The organism is Pseudomonas sp. N-137, assembly GCF_034555295.1.
Classification (GTDB): Bacteria; Pseudomonadota; Gammaproteobacteria; order Pseudomonadales; family Pseudomonadaceae; genus Aquipseudomonas; species Aquipseudomonas rhizophila.
Window position 1 is genome coordinate 225,905 of record NZ_JAXUDQ010000032.1, and the last position, 22,546, is coordinate 248,450.

The following is a 22,546-nucleotide window of genomic DNA, read 5'->3' on the forward strand; positions in this document are numbered from 1 at the left end:
CATGGCCCAGCCCTGGCAGCCGTTGCTCGATTGGTGGTTTGGCTCAGCCAAATCGCCGGACGAAATAGCCGCTGACAAGGGCAAGCTGTGGTTCGGCAAACGGCATGATCGCCAAGCGCACGAGCGCTTCGGCGATCAGGTCGAGCAGGCACTGGCCGGCGGATTGACCGACTGGGCGCAACGCCCCGAAGGCTGGCTGGCCCTGGTGCTGCTGCTTGATCAGCTCCCGCGGATGATCTTTCGCGACTCCCCCAAGGCTTTTTCCGGTGACCTGCGTGCCCAAGCGCTGGTGGCCCAGGGCATGGCGGCGGGTTTCGACCGGCAACTCGAACCTATCCAGCGGGTGTTCATCTACCTGGTGCTCGAACATTGCGAAAACCTGGCAGTGCAGAATGAAGCGGTGTCCCGTTTCATCGAACTGACCCGCGAGCAGCCCGAGGCGGATCGGGCGGTGTTCGAAGACAACCTGGATTACGCCGAGCGGCATCAGAAGATCATTGCGCAGTTTGGACGTTTCCCCCATCGCAATGCGGTGTTGGGGCGTGAGTCCACGGCTGATGAAATCGAGTTTTTGAACAGGCCTGGGTCCAGGTTCTGATTTTGCTGTGAGGCTGATGCCGCCATCGCGAGCAAGCTCGCTCCCACAGGGATCTTTGTGGCAAAGAGATCTACTGTGGGAGCGAGCTTGCTCGCGATGGGCCCCGCCCGGGCACTAGATTCGGAAACTACCCACCAACTGCTTCAACCGCGCCGCTTGCTGTTCAAGGTCGGCACAGGCCCGCAATGTCGCTTGCAGGTTTTCCACACCTTCCTGGTTCAGCGTGTTGATTTCGGTGATGTCGACGTTGATCGATTCCACCACGGCGGTCTGCTCTTCTGTGGCGGTGGCCACGGACTGGTTCATGCCGTCGATTTCACCGATGCGCTGGGTCACGCTGCCCAGGCGTTCGCCGGCCTGGTTGGCGATGCCGACGCTGCTTTCGCTCTGGCGCTGGCTGTCGGTCATGGTCAGGACCGCTTCCCGGGCGCCGACTTGCAGCTCCTCGATCATCTTCTGCACCTGCTGCGCCGAATCCTGGGTGCGATGAGCCAGGTTGCGCACTTCATCGGCCACCACCGCGAAGCCGCGACCGGCTTCACCGGCCCGGGCGGCTTCGATGGCGGCGTTCAGGGCGAGCAGGTTGGTCTGCTGGGAAATGCTGGTAATCACCTCAAGGATCTGGCCGATGTTCACCGTATTGTTGTTCAGGGTTTCGATGTTGCCGCACGAATCGCTGATCTTGGCGGACAACTGCTGCATGGCGGTGATGGTTTTATCCACCACGTGTTGACCATCTTCGGCCAGACTGCGGGCATCGCTGGAATGTTGCGAGGCGAGGGCGGCGTTCTGGGCGATTTCCTGGGCGGCGGCACCGAGCTGGTTGATCGCCGCGGCCACGCTGCTGGTGCGTGAAGCCTGCTGATCGGAATTGACCATCGACGAGTTTGACGCGCTGACCACACGCAGTGCGACTTCGTTGACCAGACCGGTGGCCGAGGCCACTTCGCGGATCGACGTGTGAATACGCTCCACGAAACGGTTGAACGACGTGCCCAGAGCGCCGAATTCGTCCTGGCCATGGATGGTCAGACGGCGTGTCAGGTCGCCTTCGCCTTCGGCGATGTCATGCATGGCGCGGCCCATGGTCAGCAGCGGTTGCATCAGCACGCGGATCAGCATGCCCAGCAGGGCGATGATGAATACTACGGCAATCACCATGGCGATCAGCGCCGAAGTACGGAACTCGCTGAGCATCGCCAGGGCAGTGTTCTTGTCGAGCACCAGCGCCACGTACCAGTCGGCCCCCGGTACGCCGTTGACCCGCGTGAAGGAGAGGTATTGAGTCTTGCCGTCGAGCTCGACTTCTTTCATGCCTGGGCTGACGTGCAGTGCACCGTCAGGGTAGGCCTCGGCCAGGGTCTTGAGCACGCGCTTGCTGTCGGGGTGGATGAGGATCTTGCCGTCGGCGCTGACGATGAACGCATGGCCGTGGCCGCCGAAATTCAGCGAGTTGATGATGGCGCTGACGCTGGACAGGTCGATGTCCGCACCGGCCACGCCGATCATCTGGTTCTGATGTTGTACCGGGGTGGCGACGGTTATTACCAGTTTGCCCGACGAGGCGGCGATGTAGGGTTCGGTGACGATGGTTTGTTGGGCGCTGTTGGCGGCCTTGTACCAGCCACGGGCGCGGGGATCGTAGTCGGCCGCACGATTGCCGGCCGGTACCGAGAACATCACGCCGTCGGTGCCACCGAAATAGCTGAGCTGGAAGTTGCCGGTGTAGGCCGGTAGGCCCACGGCGCGCTTGAGACTATCGGCACTGCTGCCGTCCACGGCAATCTGCTGGGCCAACGATTGCAGCAATTGGGTGCGGCCTTCGACCCAGGTTTGAATGTTGCGGCTGGTCAGGCTGCCGAGCTCCTGCATGGAGGTCTCGGTGCTGGCTTGCAAGCCCTGGCGCTGACGGTAGTCGTTGAACAGGATGAAGCAGGCGAATGCAACGGCTACCACGAGCGCAGCAGCCAGCAGGATTTTGTGGCTGAATTTCATGTTTCTGGTCATTAAGAACGCTACCGCAGAGGAGCTGGTCAGGAAGGGGCGTCAATTTGCCATAACACCTGGCATCGCGCTGCTCTTTTTATCGGCTCCAAAGCGCTTTGAATCAGGCGCGTGCAGGCTAATCCCGACGAAATACACGACGGCGTCACAAACGGGTTGATTCATCCATGAAACACCGGCCCAAAGCCCAACAAATACTGGGTCTGTCGGGGAACCAGATAGGGGTTTTCTCTTCTAAGGTTCTGGTTGGCACCCTGCCACCCCCTTCCGTTCCAGGAGTTACACCATGTCGCTGCGATCTATCGCCCTGTTGTCCTTGTGCGTCTTGTTGACGGCATGCAGCAAGGTCAACCAGGAAAACTATTCGAAACTGTCTGCCGGCATGCCCAAGGCCGAAGTCGAAGCGTTGTTGGGGAAACCGACCGATTGTTCGGGCGCGCTCGGCATGTCCAGTTGCACCTGGGGCGACCAGAAGAGCTTTATCAGCGTGCAGTACGCCGGTGACAAAGTGTTGATGTTTTCCGGCCAAGGCCTGAAGTAAACCGGGGCCACCGGCCCGCGGGAGAAAAATAATGATGCGGTTATTGTTAGTGCTTTTTGCCGGCCTGGTATTGGCTGGCTGTGCCACTTCTGGCGAAGACCCGTTGGCGCCAAAGACTGTCAACAGCGTCGACCTCAAGCGTTACCAAGGGACCTGGTACGAGTTGGCCCGTCTACCGATGTACTTCCAGCGCAACTGCGCGCAATCCGAAGCCCACTACACCCTCAAGCCTGACGGCAATGTGGATGTGTTCAACCGCTGCCTGACCTCGGACTGGCAGTGGGAAGAAGCCAGGGGCACTGCAACGCCTCAAGTGCCGGGCAAGACCGACAAGCTCTGGGTCGAGTTTGATAACTGGTTTTCGCGGATCGTGCCGGGTGTAGCGAAGGGGCAATACTGGGTCCTGTATGTCAGCGATGATTACAAGACCGCCATCGTCGGTGACCCGAGTCGTCGCTACATGTGGTTGCTGTCCCGAACCCCGACGGTCAATGGCGTTGTGCGCGAAGAACTGCTGAGCAAGGCGCGCCAGCAGGGTTACGACACAACACGGTTGATCTGGCGTGCCTCGGATCGGCAGATGGCCAAGACTTCGGATTGATAGTCACCGATCAAATGTGGGAGCGAGCCTGCTCGCGATGAGGTCGTCACATTCAACACAGATGTTGACTGATAGACCGCCATCGCGAGCAGGCTCGCTCCCACAGTTTTTGTGGTCAACCCAACAGTTCGCGCAAGACTTGAGTAAACGCCCGCGCACTGTCCTCCTCCCCGGCATGATGCCCGTCACGCACGACCCATTGCCCGCCAACCATCACATCCCGCACCTGACGATCTGCGCCGGCAAACAGCCAGCGATTGAGAATCCCATCGCCGTTGGCGCTGGCCAGGTACGGATCGTTGCCATCGAGCACCAGCCAGTCGGCGCGCTTGCCCACTTCGAGGGCGCCGACCGGTTGTCCCAACGCCTGGGCACCCCCTTGCAGCGCGGCATCGAACAAGGTGCGCCCGATCATCGGTTGATCGGTCCGATACAAGCGGTTGCGCCGTTGATCTCGCAGGCGCTGGCCGTATTCCAGCCAGCGCAGCTCTTCCACCACGCTCAACGACACATGGCTGTCGGAACCGATCCCAAGACGTCCGCCCTGGGCGAGGAAATCCACCGCCGGGAAAATCCCATCACCCAGGTTGGCTTCGGTGGTCAGGCACAGGCCGGCAATCGCTTGGCTCCTGGCCATGAGGCTGACTTCGTGAGCATTGGCGTGGGTGGCGTGGACCAGGCACCAGCGCTGATCCACCTCGGTGTTTTCGTACAGCCATTGCAGCGGTCGGGCGCCACTCCAGCTCAGGCAGTCGTCGACTTCCTTTTGCTGCTCGGCAATGTGGATGTGCACCGGGCAATGGCGGTCGCTGGCGGCCAGCACTTCCTGGATTTGCCCGGGGGTCACGGCGCGCAGCGAGTGGAAACACAAACCCAGCGCCTGGGCTGGTTGCCCGGCCAGGATCGGCTGCAAGCGTGACTGAAGTTTCAAGTAGTTTTCGGTGCTGTTGATGAATCGACGTTGCCCGTCATTGGGGGCCTGGCCACCGAAACCGGAATGGCTGTAGAGCACCGGCAGCAGGGTCAGGCCGATGCCGGCGGCGCTGGCGGCCTGGCTGATGCGCAGGGCCAGTTCCGCCGGGTCGGCGTAAGGCGTGCCGTCGGTGTCGTGGTGTACATAATGGAATTCGGCGACCGAGGTGTAACCGGCCTTGAGCATTTCGATGTACAGCTGTCGGGCGATGATGCCGAGCTGATCGGGGCTGATTTTTCCGACGAGGCTGTACATCAGGTCGCGCCAGGTCCAGAAACTGTCGTTGGGGTTGCCCGCCACTTCCGCCAGCCCGGCCATGGCCCGCTGGAAGGCGTGGGAGTGCAGGTTCGGCATGCCAGGCAACAGTGGCCCGCCCAGCCGTTCGGCGCCGTTTGCCTGGGAATCGGCCTGGATATGAGTCAAGACGCCGCTGGCGTCGACTTCAAAACGTACATCATGGGCCCATCCACTAGGCAGCAGCGCGCGTTCGGCAAAGAAGGCGGACATGGTTCAACCTCATCGTGCGTAATTTGTATATACATATACAGACGTTTGCCTGCCCGGTAAACTCCGGCAAGCTAGCACCCTTCTTTTGCAGAACAAGGAACCGCCGTGCCGACTCCGCCTGCCAAACCGCCGCTGGCCGCAAACATGGGCGACAGTCCGGCGCCCTTGTACGCCCGCGTCAAACAGATGATCACCCAGCAGATCGACAGTGGAAACTGGCCGCCGCATTACCGCGTGCCATCGGAAAGCGAACTGGTCAGCCAACTGGGTTTCAGCCGCATGACCATCAACCGTGCCCTGCGTGAGATGACCGCCGACGGCCTGTTGGTGCGCATGCAGGGCGTCGGCACCTTCGTGGCCGAGCCCAAGAGCCAGTCGGCGTTGTTCGAAGTGCATAACATTGCCGACGAGATCGCCTCCCGAGGCCATCGCCATACGTGCAAGGTCATCACACTGGAGGAAGAGGCCGCCGGTTCCGAGCGCGCCCTGGCCCTGGACATGCGCGAAGGCCAGAAGGTATTCCATTCGCTGATCGTTCATTTCGAAAACGACATCCCCGTGCAAATCGAGGACCGTTTCGTCAATGCCCTGGTGGCCCCGGACTACCTCAAGCAGGACTTCACCCTGCAAACGCCCTACGCCTACCTCAATCAGGTTGCGCCGCTGACCGAAGGCGAGCACGTGGTTGAAGCGATTCTCGCTGAGGCGAGCGAGTGCAAGCTGCTGCAGATCGAACGGGGCGAGCCATGCCTGTTGATTCGCCGCCGCACCTGGTCGGGGCGTCAGCCGGTAACCGCCGCGCGCCTGATTCACCCCGGTTCCCGTCATCGTCTGGAAGGACGCTTTCATAAATGATCAAGCAGATGAAAGTTCTGCGCGCCGCCGATTATCCACGCATGCCATGGAAAAACGGCGGCGGCAGCACCGAAGAAATTACCCGTGATGCGGGTACCGGCCTGGACGGTTTCGGCTGGCGCCTGTCGATTGCCGATATTGCTGAGTCGGGTGGCTTTTCCAGCTTCGCCGGTTACGAGCGGGTCATCAGTGTCTTGCAGGGTGACGGCATGACGCTGAACGTCGATGGTCAGGTTACGCGGGCTTTGCATCCGCTGGACCCTTTTGCATTCAACGGCGAGAGCCATGTGCACTGTACGTTGCTGGGCGGGCCGATTCGTGATTTCAACCTGATCTACGCGCCACTGCGTTACCGCGCGCGGTTGCAGTGGATGGGCGGCCAGCAGCGGTTTTTCAGTGAGGCGGGGACGGTGTTGGTGTTCAGTGCGGCTCCGACGCTGAGGGTCAAGATTGATACGGCTGTCGAGGCACTGGGGCTTTACGACTGCCTGCAACTGAGCGGTAACACCGGATTGCTGGAGATATCAACTGCTGGCCAGTGCTGTGTGATCGAGCTGACTGCTCACTGACCTCAGACGTGTAGGCCATTGTGGCGAGGGAGCTTGCTCCCGCTCGACTGCGCAGCAGTCGCAAAAAATATAGGGCTGCTTCGCACCCCAGCGGGAGCAAGCCCCCTCGCCACAAAAGCCTGATCGTTGTTCCTTCTACTCGCACCAACTTGTTACCGAATGCCCCAGCGTGGCGCAACGCCACGCTTTATTGGCCCTTCCTTCCAGTACCAAAAATCCCCTTCAGAAATTTCATTTTCCGCTAGAGCCCTTTAATTACGGGACTCACAACCATGCTCGTCGTTTTCCTTGGGCGCGCATTCATCAAGTTGGCCGCCTGATTGCATATGCTTGTACATACAAGTAAAGACGTATGCGTATGAGTCACCATTGCTCAACGTAACGTGCCTGGAAATCGCGCCCATTGCCTGGGCTGGTCTGGATTGATCGCTGAGGAGTTCTTGCTGTGACCGACGCTACCCGCAAACCCGAAAAATACCGTGACGTTGAAATCCGTGCCCCACGCGGTAACACCCTGACCGCCAAGAGCTGGCTGACCGAAGCGCCGCTGCGCATGTTGATGAACAACCTCGACCCCGAAGTGGCCGAGAACCCCAAGGAACTGGTGGTTTACGGTGGCATCGGCCGTGCGGCGCGTAACTGGGAGTGCTACGACAAGATCGTCGAAAGCCTGACCAACCTCAACGACGACGAAACCCTGCTGGTGCAATCCGGCAAGCCGGTGGGCGTGTTCAAAACCCACAGCAACGCTCCTCGCGTGTTGATCGCCAACTCCAACCTGGTGCCGCACTGGGCCAGTTGGGAACACTTCAACGAACTGGACGCCAAGGGCCTGGCCATGTACGGCCAGATGACCGCCGGCAGCTGGATCTACATCGGCAGCCAGGGCATTGTCCAAGGCACCTACGAGACCTTCGTCGAGGCCGGTCGCCAGCATTACGACGCCAACCTCAAGGGGCGCTGGGTCCTCACGGCCGGCCTGGGCGGCATGGGCGGTGCGCAGCCGTTGGCCGCGACCCTGGCCGGCGCTTGCTCGCTGAACATCGAATGCCAGCAGGTGAGCATCGATTTCCGCCTCAAGACTCGTTATGTCGACGAACAGGCCACTGATCTGGACGACGCGCTGGCCCGTATCGAGAAATACACCGCAGAAGGCAAGGCGATCTCCATCGCGCTCTGTGGCAACGCCGCCGAAATCCTGCCGGAAATGGTCCGTCGCGGTGTGCGCCCGGACATGGTTACCGACCAGACCAGCGCCCACGACCCGCTCAACGGTTACCTGCCGGCCGGCTGGACCTGGGACGAGTACCGCGCCCGCGCCAAGACTGAGCCTGCTGCCGTGGTCAAAGCGGCCAAACAATCGATGGCCGTCCACGTCAAAGCCATGCTGGCCTTCCAGAAAATGGGCGTGCCGACCTTCGACTACGGCAACAACATCCGTCAGATGGCCCAGGAAGAGGGCGTCGAAAATGCCTTCGATTTCCCAGGGTTCGTACCGGCGTATATCCGTCCGCTGTTCTGCCGTGGCATCGGCCCGTTCCGCTGGGCTGCGCTGTCGGGCGACCCGCAGGACATTTACAAGACCGACGCCAAGGTCAAGGAACTGATCCCCGACGACGCCCATCTGCACAACTGGCTGGACATGGCCCGCGAGCGCATCAGCTTCCAGGGTCTGCCGGCGCGTATCTGCTGGGTCGGCCTGGGCCAGCGTGCCAAGCTGGGCCTGGCGTTCAACGAAATGGTGCGCAGCGGCGAATTGTCGGCCCCTATCGTGATCGGCCGCGACCACCTGGACTCCGGTTCCGTGGCCAGCCCCAACCGCGAAACCGAAGCCATGCAGGACGGTTCCGATGCCGTGTCCGATTGGCCGTTGCTCAACGCCTTGCTCAACACCGCCAGCGGCGCGACCTGGGTGTCGCTGCACCATGGCGGCGGCGTCGGCATGGGCTTCTCCCAGCATTCGGGCATGGTCATTGTCTGCGACGGCACCGACGAAGCGGCCGAGCGAATTGCCCGCGTGCTGCACAACGATCCGGGTACTGGGGTGATGCGCCATGCTGATGCTGGCTACCAGATCGCGATTGATTGCGCCAAGGAACAGGGGCTGAACCTGCCGATGATCACCGGCAAGTAACCCCGGAGCCCATGTGGGAGCGAGCTTGCTCGCGATGTGGCCGGCACATTCAACACTTGTGTTGGCTGATAGGCCGCCATCGCGAGCAGGCTCGCTCCCACAAAAAAGCAACGCTCGAACTAGGACAATCCACAGAGGTTGAACCATGGCCGTCACCCGCACACGCGCAAGCAGCAAGCCGTTGATCGAGAGGCGTTCGATCGACTACATACCGGAAGCGGAGAGACACGGCCGATTGTTGAGCCAGTTCACCCTCTGGATGGGTGCCAACCTGCAAATCACTGCCATTGTCACCGGCGCATTGGCGGTGGTGCTGGGTGGTGATGTGTTCTGGTCGTTGATCGGTTTGCTGATCGGCCAACTGCTCGGCGGTGGCGTCATGGCGTTGCATGCCGCGCAAGGGCCCAAGCTTGGCCTGCCGCAGATGATCTCCAGCCGGGTGCAGTTCGGTGTGTACGGCGCGGCCATCCCGATCGTGCTGGTGTGCCTGATGTACCTGGGTTTCACCGCAACCGGAACCGTGCTTTCCGGCCAGGCGCTGGGCCAGTTGTTTGGTGTCAGCGACAGTGTCGGCATCCTCATTTTCGCCAGTACCATCGTGCTGGTCACGGTGCTCGGTTATCGGGTGATTCACTTCATTGGCCGTGTCGCCAGCGTCATTGGTGTGATCGCCTTTGTTTACCTGTTCGCTCGCCTGATGAGCCAGACGGACGTTGGCGCACTCCTGCAAATCCGCCATTTCAGCTGGAGCAGTTTCCTGCTTGCGGTGTCGCTCGCGGCTTCCTGGCAGATCGCCTTCGGCCCCTACGTGGCGGACTATTCGCGTTACCTGCCGAGCAAGACTTCCTCGGTGAAAACCTTTTTTGCCGCAGGCGCAGGTTCAGTCATCGGCGCGCAGGTGGCGATGATCCTTGGCGTGTTTGCCGCCGCCTCGGCCAATGGGCAGTTCGCGGGTCACGAAGTGGCCTACATCGTTGGCCTGGGTGGTACCGGTGCCACCGCTGCGCTGCTGTACTTCAGCATCGCTTTTGGCAAGGTCACTATCTCCACGCTGAACTCCTACGGCAGCTTCATGTGCATTGCGACCATCATCAGTGGTTTTCGGGGTCACCTGAACGTCACGCGCTTGCAGCGTCTAGGCTTCGTGCTGGTCATCGTCGGCGCGGCGACCCTGATCGCGCTGCTCGGTCAGCACTCGTTCCTCGGTGCGTTCAAGTCTTTCATCCTGTTCTTGCTGGCGTTCTTTACGCCTTGGAGCGCGATCAATCTGGTGGACTACTACTGCATCACTCGCGAGCGCTATGACGTGCCGGCGCTGGCCGACCCGAACGGTCGCTACGGTCGTTGGAATGCCCTTGGTATCAGCGTCTATGTCTTCGGTGTACTGGTTCAACTGCCGTTCATCGCCACCAAGTTCTATACCGGTCCGCTGGTGGAAGCGATGGGGGGTGTGGATATTTCCTGGATCATCGGCCTGGTGGTTCCGGCGGTGCTGTATTACCTCGCCGCCAGGAAGTGGCACAGCGCTGTACCCGATCAATTGATCCTGCCGGTCGAGCAGGACGCGGTTGACGCACAACCGAGCAGGGCGGGTCGCATCCAAGCGGCCTGATGGGATGTTGACAGGGCTGGATGCCTCTTGACTGCCGTAAGCCAATTCACTGATTAGGAGCGTCACATAATGAAATCGAACAAGACCCTGCTGACCACATTGCTTTGCATGGGCCTGCTGGCCAGTGCCGGCGCCACGCAAGCGGCGGGTTGGTGCGAGTCGGGCAAGCCGGTGAAATTCGCCGGTCTGAACTGGGAAAGCGGCATGTTGCTGACCGACGTCATGCAAGTGGTGCTGGAAAAAGGCTACGGCTGCAAGACCGACAGTCTGCCAGGCAACTCCATCACCATGGAGAACGCCTTGAGCAGCAACGACATTCAGGTGTTCGCCGAAGAATGGGTCGGTCGCAGTGAAGTCTGGAACAAGGCCGAGAAGGCCGGCAAGGTTGTCGGCGTCGGCGCCCCGGTGGTGGGTGCCATCGAAGGCTGGTACGTGCCGCGCTATGTGATCGAGGGTGACGCCAAGCGTAAGCTTGAAGCCAAGGCGCCGGGCCTGAAGAACATCGCCGACCTGGGCCAGTACGCCGCTGTGTTCAAGGATCAGGAAGAGCCATCCAAGGGCCGCTTCTACAACTGCCCGGCCGGCTGGACCTGTGAGCTGGACAACAGCGAAATGCTGAAAAGCTATGGCCTGGAAAAAACCTACACCAACTTCCGCCCCGGCACCGGTCCGGCCCTGGATGCGGCGGTGCTGTCGAGCTACAAGCGCGGCGAGCCGATCCTGTTCTACTACTGGTCGCCAACCCCGCTCATGGGTCAGGTGGACCTGGTGAAACTGGAAGAAAAACCGGGCGTGGACAAAAGTGTGACCATCAAGGTCGGCCTGTCCAAGACCTTCCACGACGAAGCGCCTGAACTGGTGGCGGTGCTGGAAAAGGTCAATCTGCCCATCGATATCCTGAACCAGAACCTCGGGCGCATGGCCAAGGAGCGGATCGAGTCGCCGAAACTGGCGAAGATCTTCCTGAAGGAACATCCTGAAGTCTGGCACGCCTGGGTCAGTGAAGACGCGGCCAAGAAAATCGACGCGGCTCTGTAGGTCGAATACACCCGGCCAACCCTAGGGCTGGCCGGGACGTTCACTGCATCCACTTGATCGAGAGTCTCTTATGTTTCCCGAAAGCTTTACCTTCTCCATCGCCGACTGGGTCAACAGTTGGGTCGACTCCCTGGTGACCAACTACGGCGATGTGTTCCGGCACATTTCCGACACCTTGCTGTGGGCCATCGTCAACCTCGAAGGCCTGCTGCGCATGGCACCCTGGTGGTTGATGCTGGCCATCGTCGGCGGCATTGCCTGGCACGCCACCCGCAAGGTCGCGACCACGGCGGTGATTGTCGGCCTGCTGTTCCTGGTGGGCGCGGTGGGCCTGTGGGACAAACTGATGCAGACCCTCGCCCTGATGCTGGTGGCGACATTTATTTCGGTGTTGATCGGCATTCCGCTGGGCATCCTCTCGGCCCGCAGCAATCGCCTGCGTTCGGTGTTGATGCCGTTGTTGGACATCATGCAAACCATGCCGAGCTTCGTGTACCTGATTCCAGTATTGATGCTGTTTGGCCTGGGCAAGGTCCCGGCGATTTTCGCCACGGTGATCTACGCCGCGCCGCCATTGATTCGTCTGACCGACCTGGGCATTCGCCAGGTGGACGGCGAAGTGATGGAAGCCATCAATGCCTTCGGCGCCAACCGTTGGCAACAGCTGTTCGGCGTGCAACTGCCCCTGGCCCTGCCAAGCATCATGGCCGGGATCAACCAGACCACCATGATGGCCCTGTCGATGGTCGTCATCGCTTCGATGATCGGCGCCCGTGGCCTGGGCGAAGATGTGCTGGTGGGCATCCAGACCCTCAACGTCGGACGCGGCCTGGAAGCCGGGCTGGCGATCGTGATTCTCGCCGTGGTCATCGACCGCATTACCCAGGCCTATGGTCGTCCTCGGCATGAGGTGAGCAAATGAACAACGCAGCCATCAGCAAGATCGAAGTCAAGAACGTCTTCAAGATTTTCGGCAATCGCTCCAAGGAGGCTTTGGAGCTGATCCGCCAGAACAAGACCAAGGACCAGGTGCTGGCCGAAACCGGTTGCGTGGTCGGTGTGAACGACTTGTCGTTGAGCATTGGCACCGGTGAGATCTTCGTGATCATGGGGCTTTCCGGCTCCGGCAAGTCCACTTTAGTGCGCCACTTCAACCGGCTGATCGATCCTACCAGCGGCGCGATCCTGGTGGACGGCGAAGACATTCTGCAACTGGACATGGAAGCCCTGCGCGAATTTCGCCGGCACAAGATCAGCATGGTGTTCCAGAGCTTCGGCCTGTTGCCCCACAAGAGCGTGCTGGACAACGTCGCCTATGGCTTGAAAGTGCGTGGCGAGAGCAAGCAGGTCTGCACTGAGCGTGCGCTGCACTGGATCAACACCGTGGGCCTGAAGGGCTACGAGAACAAATACCCGCACCAGCTCTCCGGCGGCATGCGCCAGCGCGTGGGCCTGGCCCGTGCCTTGGCGGCGGATACCGACATCATCCTGATGGACGAAGCGTTCAGCGCCCTCGACCCGCTGATCCGCGCGGAAATGCAGGACCAGTTGCTGGAACTGCAAAAGACCCTGCACAAAACCATCGTGTTCATCACCCACGACCTCGACGAAGCCGTGCGCATCGGCAACCGCATCGCGATTCTCAAGGATGGCAAGCTGATCCAGGTCGGAACACCCCGAGAGATCCTGCACTCGCCGGCGGATGAGTATGTTGATCGGTTTGTGCAGCGCAGGGCTGCGGTGGTTTGAGGGATTTGTGGTGGCTGGGCTGCTCCCATCGCGAGCAGGCTCGCTCCCACAATGGGGTCTTTTTTGTTCACCCCATTTTGTGTCCAAAGCAAATCCCTGTGGGAGCGAGCCTGCTCGCGATGGCGCCGGTAAAGCTGCATCAATGTTCAGGTTATAAGCATGAGGTTGAAGATGTCCCAGGCTGAAAAAATCGTAATCGCCGACGCGCCATTGCGTTGGCAGGATGTGGTCGCGGTCGCCCGCTTCGGTGCCGAGCTTGAGCTGTCGGCCCAGGCCTGGGCGCGGATCGACAATGCCCAGGCCATCGTCCAGCGCATCGTCGAAAGCGGCGAGCGCGCTTATGGCGTCAACACCGGCCTGGGTGCCCTGTGCAATGTCTCGCTCAAGGACGAACAGCTCAGCCAATTGTCGCGCAACACACTGCTCAGCCATGCCTGTGGCGTTGGCGCGCCGCTGGCCGATGAACAGACCCGGGCGATTGTCTGCGCGGCCATCCTCAACTACAGCCAGGGCAAGTCCGGCATTCATCGCCGGGTGGTCGAAGCCCTGCTGGCGCTGCTCAATCGCGGCATCACCCCGCAAGTGCCGTCCCAGGGTTCGGTGGGCTACCTGACCCACATGGCCCATATCAGCATCGCGTTGTTGGGCGTTGGCAATGTCAGCTATCGCGGGCAAATCGTCTCGGCGCAACAGGCTCTGGCCGCAGAGGGCTTGCAACCGGTGCAACTGGGGGCCAAGGACGGTTTGTGCCTGGTCAACGGCACGCCGTGCATGACCGGCCTCAGTTGCCTGGCCCTGGCCGATGCGACGCGGCTGCTGCAATGGGCCGACGTGATCGGCGCCATGAGCTTCGAGGCCCAGCGCGGGCAGATCGCGGCGTTCGATGCCCAGATCATCGCCCTCAAGCCGCACCCTGGCATGCAACAGGTCGGCGTCAACTTGCGGGCACTACTGGACGGCAGCGAAGTCATCGCTTCGAGCCTGGGCATTCGCACCCAGGATGCGTTGAGCATCCGCTCGATTCCTCAGGTCCACGGTGCCGCTCGTGACCAACTGGCCCATGCCCGGCAACAGATCGAAACCGAACTCAACGCCAGCACCGATAACCCGCTGTTGCTGGGCACGCCGGAGAGCTTCCGGGTCATGTCCCAGGCCAACCCCCACGGTCAGTCGGTGGCTTTGGCGGCGGATCTGCTGGCGATTGCCATGGCCGAAATCGGCTCCATCGCCGAACGTCGTCTCGACCGTTTGATCAACCCCCACGTCAGCGGCCTGCCGGCCTTTCTGGTGGCCAACCCCGGGGTGAATTCGGGGATGATGATCGTGCAATACGTCGCCGCGTCGCTGTGTGCGGAAAATCGCCAGCTGGCCCAGCCGGCGGTGCTCGACAACTTTGTCACCTCGGGCTTGCAGGAAGATCACCTGAGCATGGGCACCAACGCCGCCCTGAAGCTGCACCGGGCGTTGGAAAACTGCACGCAGATCCTCGCCATCGAATACCTGCTGGCCGCCCAGGCTTTTGAGTTTCTCAAGACGCAGCGGTTCGGGGCCGGCACTGACGTTGCCTGGAAACTGCTGCGTGAGCATGTGCCGGCCTACGACCAGGACCGTTGGCTGGCGCCGGACATCGCCAGCGCTGCTGCGCTGCTTAAAGATCCAGCCGTGTTGCACAACGCTTTACCGAATTTGAATTGATCAAAAAACGCCAGCGTGCCAAGGCATCCACCGTCCAAAAGGCGAGGGTGACGGATAACGGAACATTCCGGAGCGACTGGCGGGTGAAAACAAAACTCTCAAAAGGAGCAATACATGACTGCCTTAAACCTGATTCCCGGCCAATTGAGCCTGGCTCAATTGCGTGACATCTATCAGCAACCCGTGACCCTGAGCCTCGACGCCAGCGCGTCGGCGCAGATCGAAGCCAGCGTCGCCTGCGTGGAGCAGATTCTCGCCGAGAATCGCACGGCCTACGGCATCAACACCGGATTTGGTCTGCTGGCCTCGACCCGCATCGCCAGTGAAGACCTGGAAAACCTGCAACGCTCTCTGGTGCTGTCCCATGCCGCTGGCGTGGGCGAGCCGATCAGCGATGCGCTGGTGCGGTTGGTCATGGTGCTCAAGGTCAATAGTCTGAGCCGGGGTTTTTCCGGCATCCGTCGGCAGGTGATCGATGCGCTGATTGCGCTGATCAATGCCGAGGTCTATCCACACATTCCGTTGAAAGGCTCGGTCGGCGCTTCGGGTGATCTGGCGCCGCTGGCCCACATGTCCCTGGTGCTGTTGGGCGAAGGCAAGGCCCGTTACAAAGGTGAATGGTTGCCGGCTGTCGAAGCGCTGAAAGTGGCCGGCCTTGCGCCGCTGACCCTGGCTGCAAAAGAAGGACTGGCGCTGCTCAACGGCACCCAGGTGTCCACGGCGTTTGCCTTGCGTGGCCTGTTCGAAGGCGAAGACCTGTTCGCCGGCGCCCTGGCTCTGGGCAGCTTGACGGTAGAAGCGGTGCTCGGTTCGCGTTCGCCATTCGATGCGCGTATTCACGCCGCGCGCGGCCAGAAAGGCCAGATCGATGCCGCCGCTGCTTATCGCGATCTGCTGGGCGAGCGCAGCGAAGTCTCCGCTTCCCACCAGAATTGCGACAAGGTCCAGGACCCGTATTCCCTGCGCTGCCAGCCACAAGTGATGGGCGCCTGTCTGACCCAGTTCCGCCAGGCCGCCGAGGTGCTGGTGATCGAAGCCAACGCCGTGTCGGATAACCCGCTGGTGTTCGCCGCCGAGGGCGACGTGATTTCCGGTGGCAACTTCCACGCCGAGCCGGTGGCAATGGCCGCGGACAACATGGCCCTGGCAATCGCCGAAATCGGTTCGCTGAGTGAGCGGCGTATTTCGCTGATGATGGACAAGCACATGTCGCAACTGCCGCCGTTTCTGGTGGCCAATGGCGGGGTGAACTCCGGCTTTATGATCGCCCAGGTCACCGCTGCTGCCCTGGCCAGCGAAAACAAGGCGTTGTCCCATCCCCATTCGGTGGACAGCCTGCCGACTTCGGCCAACCAGGAAGACCATGTGTCCATGGCCCCCGCCGCCGGTAAGCGGCTGTGGGAAATGGCCGAGAACACCCGGGGGATTCTGGCGGTGGAATGGCTGGCGGCGTGCCAGGGGCTGGATCTGCGCGGCGGTTTGAAGACCTCTGCCAAGCTGGAGCAGGCCCGCGCCCTCTTGCGCGCAGAAGTGCCGTTCTATGAAAAAGACCGGTTCTTCGCGCCGGACATCAATGCGGCGAGCGAGTTGTTGGCCAGTCGTTGCCTGAATGAACTGGTCACGGCGCAGTTGTTGCCGAGCCTGTAAGGACCTCATCGCGAGCAAGCTCGCTCCCACAGGGGGTGGTGTAGAGCCCCGGTACACCAGAAGTCCTTGTGGGAGCGAGCCTGCTCGCGATTCGATCTTCAATAATTCGAGGAAACCGGGATGAAAACCCTCTGGCAAAACTGCCACGCCGCCACCATGGCCCAGGGCGTCTACTCGATCATCGAAGACGCCGCCATCGTCACCCACGGCGAGCTGATTCAATGGATCGGCCCGCGCACCGAGCTGCCGGCCGGTGACTATCCGGCCGTCAACGACCTCAAGGGCGCCTGGGTCACTCCTGGGCTGATCGACTGTCACACCCACACGGTGTTCGGCGGCAACCGCAGCGGTGAATTCGAACAGCGCCTGCAGGGCGTCAGCTACGCCGAGATCGCAGCGGCCGGCGGGGGCATCGCCAGCACCGTGCGCGCTACCCGGGCCGCCAGCGAAGATGAACTGTTCAACAGCGCCGCCAAACGCCTGAAAAGCCTGATGCGCGATGGCGTGACCACGGTGGAAATCAAATCCGGCTACGGCCTGGACCTGGCCAGCGAACGCAAGATCCTGCGGGTCATCCGTCGCCTGGGTGAACAGCTGCCGGTCAGCGTGCGCAGCACGTGCCTGGCGGCCCACGCCTTGCCACCGGAATACGCTGATCGCGCCGATGACTACATCGAGCACATTTGCACCGAAATGCTCCCAGCCCTCGCCGCCGAAGGGTTGGTGGATGCGGTGGATGCATTTTGCGAGTACCTGGCGTTTTCCCCGGCGCAGGTCGAACGGGTGTTTATCACCGCCCAACAACTGGGCCTGCCGGTGAAGCTGCACGCTGAACAATTGTCGTCGCTGCACGGTTCAAGCCTGGCGGCCCGTTATCAGGCGCTGTCGGCCGATCATCTGGAATTCATGACCGAGGACGACGCCAGGGCCATGGCCGAATCCGGCACGGTGGCGGTGCTGCTGCCGGGGGCATTTTATTTCCTGCGCGAAACCCAGCTGCCGCCCATGGATGCCCTGCGCAAGCACGGCGTGAAGATCGCCGTGGCCAGCGACCTCAACCCCGGCACCTCGCCGGCGCTGTCGTTGCGCTTGATGTTGAACATGGCCTGCACCTGCTTTCGCATGACCCCTGAGGAGGCTCTGGCGGGGGCGACGATTCATGCGGCCCAGGCCTTGGGCATGGCTGTCACTCACGGTTCGCTGGAAGTCGGCAAAGTCGCGGACTTTGTCGCCTGGCACATCGACCGCCCGGCCGACCTGTCGTACTGGCTGGGTGGCGATCTGGAAAAACGCGTCGTGCGTCACGGCGTGGAAATCGATTAAGGAGAACGGTTGTGGAGAAGGTCCTGAATTTCAAGCAAGGGCGCGTGCCGCTGTTGATCAGCATGCCCCACGCCGGCCTGCGCCTGACCCCGGCGGTGAAGGCTGGTTTGATCCCTGAGGCCCAGAGCTTGCCGGACACCGACTGGCATATTCCCAAGCTTTACGAGTTCGCCACCGAACTGGGCGCCAGCACCCTGGCCGCTGAATATTCACGGTTTGTGATCGATCTGAACCGCCCCGACGATGACAAGCCGATGTACGTCGGTGCCACCACCGGTTTGTATCCTTCGATCCTGTTCGATGGCGTACCGTTGTTTCGCCAGGGGCTGGAGCCGTCCGCCGCGGAGCGGGCGACTTATCTGCAACAGATCTGGGTGCCTTACCACCAGACCCTGCGGCAGGAACTGGCGCGGCTCAAGGCCGAATTCGGCTATGCCTTGCTGTTCGACGCCCACTCGATCCGTTCGGTGATCCCACACCTGTTCGACGGCAAGTTGCCGGACTTCAACCTCGGCACCTTCAACGGCGCCAGTTGCGCCCCGGCGCTGGCCAGCCAGCTCGAAGCTATCTGCGCCCGCCACGGCGAATTTACCCACGTGCTCAACGGACGTTTCAAGGGCGGACATATCACGCGGCACTACGGCAACCCGGCTGAGGACATCCACGCGGTGCAACTGGAACTGTGCCAGAGCACCTACATGGAAGAGTTCGAGCCGTTCAACTACCGTGCGGATCTGGCGGAACCGACCCAGGTGGTGCTCAGGGAATTGCTGGAAGGCTTGCTGGCGTGGGGGCAGCAGGCCTACAAGAAATAATGCCTGTTTCCTGGGGCTAGGGGGGGGGTGGGAGCAAGCCTTGCTCCCTCAGATAGATGTGGCCTTGAGCCTCGCAGGGGAACGGTCGCCACCGTGCAAAACCGGGTCGCCACAGTTCATCTTCAGCCCCTCGACGCTGCGTAATGTTCCGGTCACGGTGCACTAAGACACCGACCTACAATAATCGCTGCCGCACGAGACCTTCCCGATGAAAAGACTGTTCAAACGCTGTCTGTCGATCCTCTGCGGTACCGTCATCCTGAGCAGCGGGGCAATGGCCGCCGAGCCGGCGTCCTGCCAGACCGTGCGCATGGGCGTGGTCAACTGGACCGACGTGATCGCCACCAGTGGCATGGCTGATGTGTTGCTTACGGGGCTGGGTTATGAAAGCAAACAGACCAGCGCCGTGCAGCAGATCATCTTCGCCGGCATCCGTGACAAGCGCCTCGATATCTTCCTGGGCTACTGGAAACCGGCGATGGACAACAACATCGCTCCGTTCCTGGCGGCCAACCAGGTGAGAGTCCTGGACCAGCCAAGCCTTGCCGATGCCCAAGCCACGCTGGCGGTGCCGGACTACGTGGCCGCAGCGGGCCTCAAGACTTTCGCCGACATCGCCCGGTTCAAGGAGCAGCTCGGCGGAAAAATCTACGGCATCGAGCCGGGCAGCGGTGCCAACACCACCATCAAGACCATGATTGAAACCAATCACTTTGGCCTCAAGGACTTCAAGCTGATCGAGTCCGGTGAGGCCGGGATGCTGGCGGCGGTGCAGCGGGCGGTGAATCGCAAGGAGTTCGTGGTGTTCGTCGGCTGGACCCCGCACCCGATGAACATCAATATGAACATCACCTACCTGACGGGCAGCGAAGACGTCTACGGCCCGAACGAAGGCGCCGCGACGGTCTCCACCGTCACCGCGCCGGACTACGCCCAGCGTTGTCCGAACGTGAACCGCTTGCTGGAAAACCTCACTTTCACCGCCGCCCAGGAAAGTCAGTTGATGGTGCCGATCATGGCGCGCAAGACACCCCAGGACGTCGCCCGGCAATGGCTGCGTGAGCACCCCGAGGATCTTCAGCGCTGGCTCACCGGGGTGACCAGTTTTGACGGCAAGGATGGCGTGGCGGCGGTGCAGGCCAGTCTCAAGAATTGACGATTAGATGATCGTGGCGAGGGGATTTATCTGTAGGAGCAAGGCTTGCCCGCGACGGCGATATGTCAGTCGACACTGATGTTGAATGTACCGCCGTCATCGCGGGCAAGCCTTGCTCCCACTTAGATCCCCTCGTCTCATAATCAGCGCCCATCCCGATCCTCTATGTTGGCGTCGTTCCATGGCTACTTATCCACTCTCCCAGGCAATGTCCGCCTTCATCGACCAAACCCTGAGCTTCAACGCCCCGGACAACAGCCTCCCTGGTCTACGCCAGGCCTACAGCCAGATGTGCCGGGCCTTCACCCCGCCATGCCCGCAAGCGCTGGCAGTCGAGGATTTCGAGCTGGCCGGGGTAGCCGTGCGGGCTTACTGCCCTCGGAGCGCGCCGCCGTCCGAAGGCTGGCCATGCATCTTTTATCTGCACGGTGGCGGCTGGGTGGTGGGTGATCTGGACTCCCACGACTTCATCTGCATGGAACTGGCCGCGACCCTCGGCGTGCTGGTGCTGGCGGTAGATTATCGACTGGCGCCGGAGCATCCGTTCCCCGCCGGCTTTGAAGACTGCCTCGCCGTGTGGCATCACCTGGCGGCCACCCCCTTTGCCATCGACCCTCGCCGTCGGCTGGTGGCCGGTGACAGCGCCGGAGGCAATCTCGCCGCCGCGTTATGCCTGGCCTTGCGCGATGCCGGGCAAGCGCTGCCACGGGGTCAGGTGCTGATTTATCCCGCCCTCGGTGGCCCGGACCATCTGCCCTCGCGGCGCGAATGTGCCGATGCGCCACTGTTGAGCAGCAGCGATCTGGACAGTTATCACGCCCTCTATCTGAGCGACGCTCAACCGTCTTCCCTCGCCATGCCGTTGCTCGCCGATGACCTGAGCGGCCTGCCGCCAGCGCTGGTCGTCGTGGCGCAATGGGACCCGTTGCGCGACGACGGCGTCCTTTATAGCGAGCGGCTGAACAGCGCAGGTGTGGATGCTGTACTGTATGTCGGGGGAGGATTGGTTCACGGCTGTTTACGTGGCCGGGGCCAAGTGCCGGAGGTCGATCAGATGTATCGCACACTGCTGGCGTATCTGGCTGACACGCTTTGACTGCGCAGGGGACATGCTCATTCGGGTAATTCGGGTTTATGATGCCGGACGGCAGATTAAATAGAAGTCCCCCCAGGGATGACTCGACCCCTTACGGAGCGCGCAATGCAGACTTTGTACCCGCAGATCAAACCTCATGCCCGGCACGATCTGGCTGTCGATGACACCCACACGCTCTATGTCGATGAAAGCGGTTCCCCGGAAGGCCTGCCTGTGGTGTTCATTCACGGTGGCCCGGGTGCCGGTTGCGATGCCCAGAGCCGTCGCTACTTCGATCCGAACCTGTACCGCATCGTTACCTTCGACCAGCGCGGCTGTGGCCGCTCCACCCCCCATGCCAGCCTTGAAAACAACACCACTTGGGATCTGGTCGAAGATCTGGAGCGCATCCGCAAACATTTGGGCATCGAAAAATGGGTGCTGTTTGGCGGCTCCTGGGGCTCGACCCTGGCCTTGGCTTACGCCCAGACCCATCCCGAGCGGGTACACGGCCTGATTCTGCGTGGGATCTTTCTCTGCCGTCCGCAGGAAATCGAGTGGTTCTACCAGGCCGGCGCCAGTCGCCTGTTCCCCGATTACTGGCAGGATTACATCGCACCGATCCCCCTGGACGAGCGCGACGACCTGCTCGCTGCTTTCCACAAACGCCTGACAGGCAATGACCAGATCGCCCAGATGCACGCGGCCAAGGCCTGGTCGACCTGGGAAGGCCGTACGGCGACCCTGCGCCCGAACCCGCTGGTGGTCGATCGCTTCTCCGAGCCGCAGCGCGCGCTGTCGATTGCCCGGATCGAGTGCCACTACTTCACCAATAACGCATTCCTTGAACCCAACCAGTTGATCCGAGACATGGGCAAGATCGCCCATCTACCGGGCGTCATCGTGCACGGGCGCTACGATGTGATCTGCCCGCTGGACAATGCCTGGGAACTGCATCAGAACTGGCCCAACAGCGAACTGCAGGTGATCCGCGACGCCGGTCACGCCGCTTCGGAGCCGGGTATTACCGATGCGTTGGTGCGCGCCGCCGCCCAAATGGCCCGGCGCCTGCTCGACCTGCCGCCCGAAGAAGCATGAAGGGGCTGTTGCAACGGGTCCGCGGCGCTCGGGTCGAGGTCGCAGGGGAAGTCGTTGGCGCGGTGGACCAGGGCCTGCTGGTGCTGGTGGCGGTCGAGCCCGAGGACACCCGGGCCAGCGCCGACAAGTTGCTGCACAAGCTACTGAACTACAGGGTGTTCAGCGACGCTGATGGCAAGATGAACCTGTCCCTGGCAGATGTCGGCGGTGGCTTGCTGTTGGTGTCGCAGTTCACCCTGGCGGCGGACACCAAAAGCGGATTACGCCCGAGCTTTTCGACGGCCGCACCTCCGGCCTTGGGCGAGGAACTCTTTGACTATCTGCTCACCCACGCGAAACAGGTGCATGGCACTGTGGCATCAGGTAGATTCGGCGCCGACATGCAGGTGCATCTGGTTAACGACGGCCCGGTAACCTTCCTGTTACAGGTCTGAAAGTGTTTGAAACATCTTTTCGGTCCTGTTTCGAGGCAAAACAGGGAGTTTTCTCGATAAATACTTTGTTACCCCTGATGCGTTGTCACGCGGGCTACTAGATAATCGCGCGCTACGGGGGA

20 protein-coding genes are annotated in these 22,546 nt (G+C 61.4%); 18 read left to right on the forward strand and 2 right to left on the reverse strand.

The window, feature by feature from the left end; genetic code table 11:
• Position 1 precedes the first annotated feature (1 nt).
• On the forward strand, positions 2-598 hold the full coding sequence (locus T3A99_RS27565; RefSeq protein WP_160893996.1) for a DUF924 family protein: 597 nt from the start codon (positions 2-4) through the stop codon (positions 596-598).
• A gap of 114 nt (positions 599-712) precedes the next feature.
• On the opposite strand, the gene T3A99_RS27570 is transcribed toward T3A99_RS27565, so the two are convergent.
• Positions 713-2,605: a methyl-accepting chemotaxis protein gene (locus T3A99_RS27570; RefSeq protein ID WP_197685214.1), complete on the reverse strand. Its 1,893-nt coding sequence runs from the start codon at positions 2,603-2,605 to the stop codon at positions 713-715.
• A gap of 283 nt (positions 2,606-2,888) precedes the next feature.
• Between T3A99_RS27570 and T3A99_RS27575 the strand changes: the two genes are divergently transcribed.
• Both T3A99_RS27575 and T3A99_RS27580 read left to right on the forward strand, forming a co-directional pair.
• The gene (locus tag T3A99_RS27575; protein ID WP_047226926.1) at positions 2,889-3,143 is read left to right on the forward strand and encodes a lipoprotein; all 255 of its coding nucleotides are present in this window, start codon (positions 2,889-2,891) and stop codon (positions 3,141-3,143) included.
• A gap of 31 nt (positions 3,144-3,174) precedes the next feature.
• Positions 3,175-3,744, forward strand: a complete 570-nt coding sequence (locus T3A99_RS27580) for a lipocalin family protein (RefSeq protein WP_047226927.1) — start codon at positions 3,175-3,177, stop codon at positions 3,742-3,744.
• Positions 3,745-3,859: 115 nt separating this feature from the next.
• On the opposite strand, the gene T3A99_RS27585 is transcribed toward T3A99_RS27580, so the two are convergent.
• Positions 3,860-5,224, reverse strand: coding sequence for a formimidoylglutamate deiminase (locus T3A99_RS27585; RefSeq protein ID WP_047226928.1), 1,365 nt, complete (start codon positions 5,222-5,224; stop codon positions 3,860-3,862).
• A 144-nt stretch (positions 5,225-5,368) separates the two neighbouring features.
• Between T3A99_RS27585 and hutC the strand changes: the two genes are divergently transcribed.
• The 15 genes from hutC (at position 5,369) to dtd (ending at position 22,424) form a co-directional block, all read left to right on the forward strand.
• Positions 5,369-6,079: a histidine utilization repressor gene (gene hutC / locus T3A99_RS27590; protein ID WP_171061303.1), complete on the forward strand. Its 711-nt coding sequence runs from the start codon at positions 5,369-5,371 to the stop codon at positions 6,077-6,079.
• Positions 6,079-6,648 (forward strand): HutD family protein, encoded by a 570-nt coding sequence (locus T3A99_RS27595; protein WP_107323306.1) that lies wholly within the window; start codon positions 6,079-6,081, stop codon positions 6,646-6,648. The genes hutC and T3A99_RS27595 overlap by 1 nt, the downstream gene beginning before the upstream one ends.
• A gap of 445 nt (positions 6,649-7,093) precedes the next feature.
• Entirely contained in the window at positions 7,094-8,782 is a 1,689-nt protein-coding gene (hutU, locus tag T3A99_RS27600) for a urocanate hydratase (protein ID WP_047226931.1), read from the forward strand.
• A gap of 145 nt (positions 8,783-8,927) precedes the next feature.
• Positions 8,928-10,394, forward strand: a complete 1,467-nt coding sequence (locus tag T3A99_RS27605; protein WP_076383360.1) for a purine-cytosine permease family protein — start codon at positions 8,928-8,930, stop codon at positions 10,392-10,394.
• 69 nt (positions 10,395-10,463) lie between these two features.
• Positions 10,464-11,432 carry an ABC transporter substrate-binding protein gene (locus T3A99_RS27610; protein ID WP_047226933.1) on the forward strand — a complete coding sequence of 323 codons (969 nt, stop codon included), beginning with the start codon at positions 10,464-10,466 and terminating at the stop codon, positions 11,430-11,432.
• A 70-nt stretch (positions 11,433-11,502) separates the two neighbouring features.
• Positions 11,503-12,354, forward strand: a complete 852-nt coding sequence (locus T3A99_RS27615; protein WP_047226934.1) for an ABC transporter permease — start codon at positions 11,503-11,505, stop codon at positions 12,352-12,354.
• Positions 12,351-13,181 carry a quaternary amine ABC transporter ATP-binding protein gene (locus T3A99_RS27620; RefSeq protein WP_052915294.1) on the forward strand — a complete coding sequence of 277 codons (831 nt, stop codon included), beginning with the start codon at positions 12,351-12,353 and terminating at the stop codon, positions 13,179-13,181. Before T3A99_RS27615 ends, T3A99_RS27620 begins: the two co-directional genes overlap by 4 nt.
• Positions 13,182-13,352: 171 nt before the next feature.
• Entirely contained in the window at positions 13,353-14,876 is a 1,524-nt protein-coding gene (gene hutH / locus T3A99_RS27625) for a histidine ammonia-lyase (RefSeq protein WP_076383361.1), read from the forward strand.
• A 114-nt stretch (positions 14,877-14,990) separates the two neighbouring features.
• Positions 14,991-16,523: a histidine ammonia-lyase gene (gene hutH, locus T3A99_RS27630; protein ID WP_047226936.1), complete on the forward strand. Its 1,533-nt coding sequence runs from the start codon at positions 14,991-14,993 to the stop codon at positions 16,521-16,523.
• 120 nt (positions 16,524-16,643) lie between these two features.
• On the forward strand, positions 16,644-17,846 hold the full coding sequence (gene hutI, locus T3A99_RS27635) for an imidazolonepropionase (protein WP_322834995.1): 1,203 nt from the start codon (positions 16,644-16,646) through the stop codon (positions 17,844-17,846).
• Positions 17,847-17,857: 11 nt separating this feature from the next.
• Positions 17,858-18,661, forward strand: a complete 804-nt coding sequence (hutG, locus tag T3A99_RS27640; protein WP_160893988.1) for an N-formylglutamate deformylase — start codon at positions 17,858-17,860, stop codon at positions 18,659-18,661.
• A 208-nt stretch (positions 18,662-18,869) separates the two neighbouring features.
• A complete protein-coding gene (locus T3A99_RS27645) occupies positions 18,870-19,817 on the forward strand; it encodes a choline ABC transporter substrate-binding protein (RefSeq protein WP_139048861.1) in 948 nt (315 codons plus the stop codon).
• Positions 19,818-19,998: 181 nt separating this feature from the next.
• Positions 19,999-20,913 (forward strand): alpha/beta hydrolase, encoded by a 915-nt coding sequence (locus T3A99_RS27650; RefSeq protein ID WP_322834996.1) that lies wholly within the window; start codon positions 19,999-20,001, stop codon positions 20,911-20,913.
• Positions 20,914-21,018: 105 nt separating this feature from the next.
• Entirely contained in the window at positions 21,019-21,990 is a 972-nt protein-coding gene (gene pip, locus T3A99_RS27655; protein WP_047226941.1) for a prolyl aminopeptidase, read from the forward strand.
• On the forward strand, positions 21,987-22,424 hold the full coding sequence (gene dtd / locus T3A99_RS27660; RefSeq protein ID WP_076383364.1) for a D-aminoacyl-tRNA deacylase: 438 nt from the start codon (positions 21,987-21,989) through the stop codon (positions 22,422-22,424). The genes pip and dtd overlap by 4 nt, the downstream gene beginning before the upstream one ends.
• Positions 22,425-22,546 lie beyond the last annotated feature (122 nt).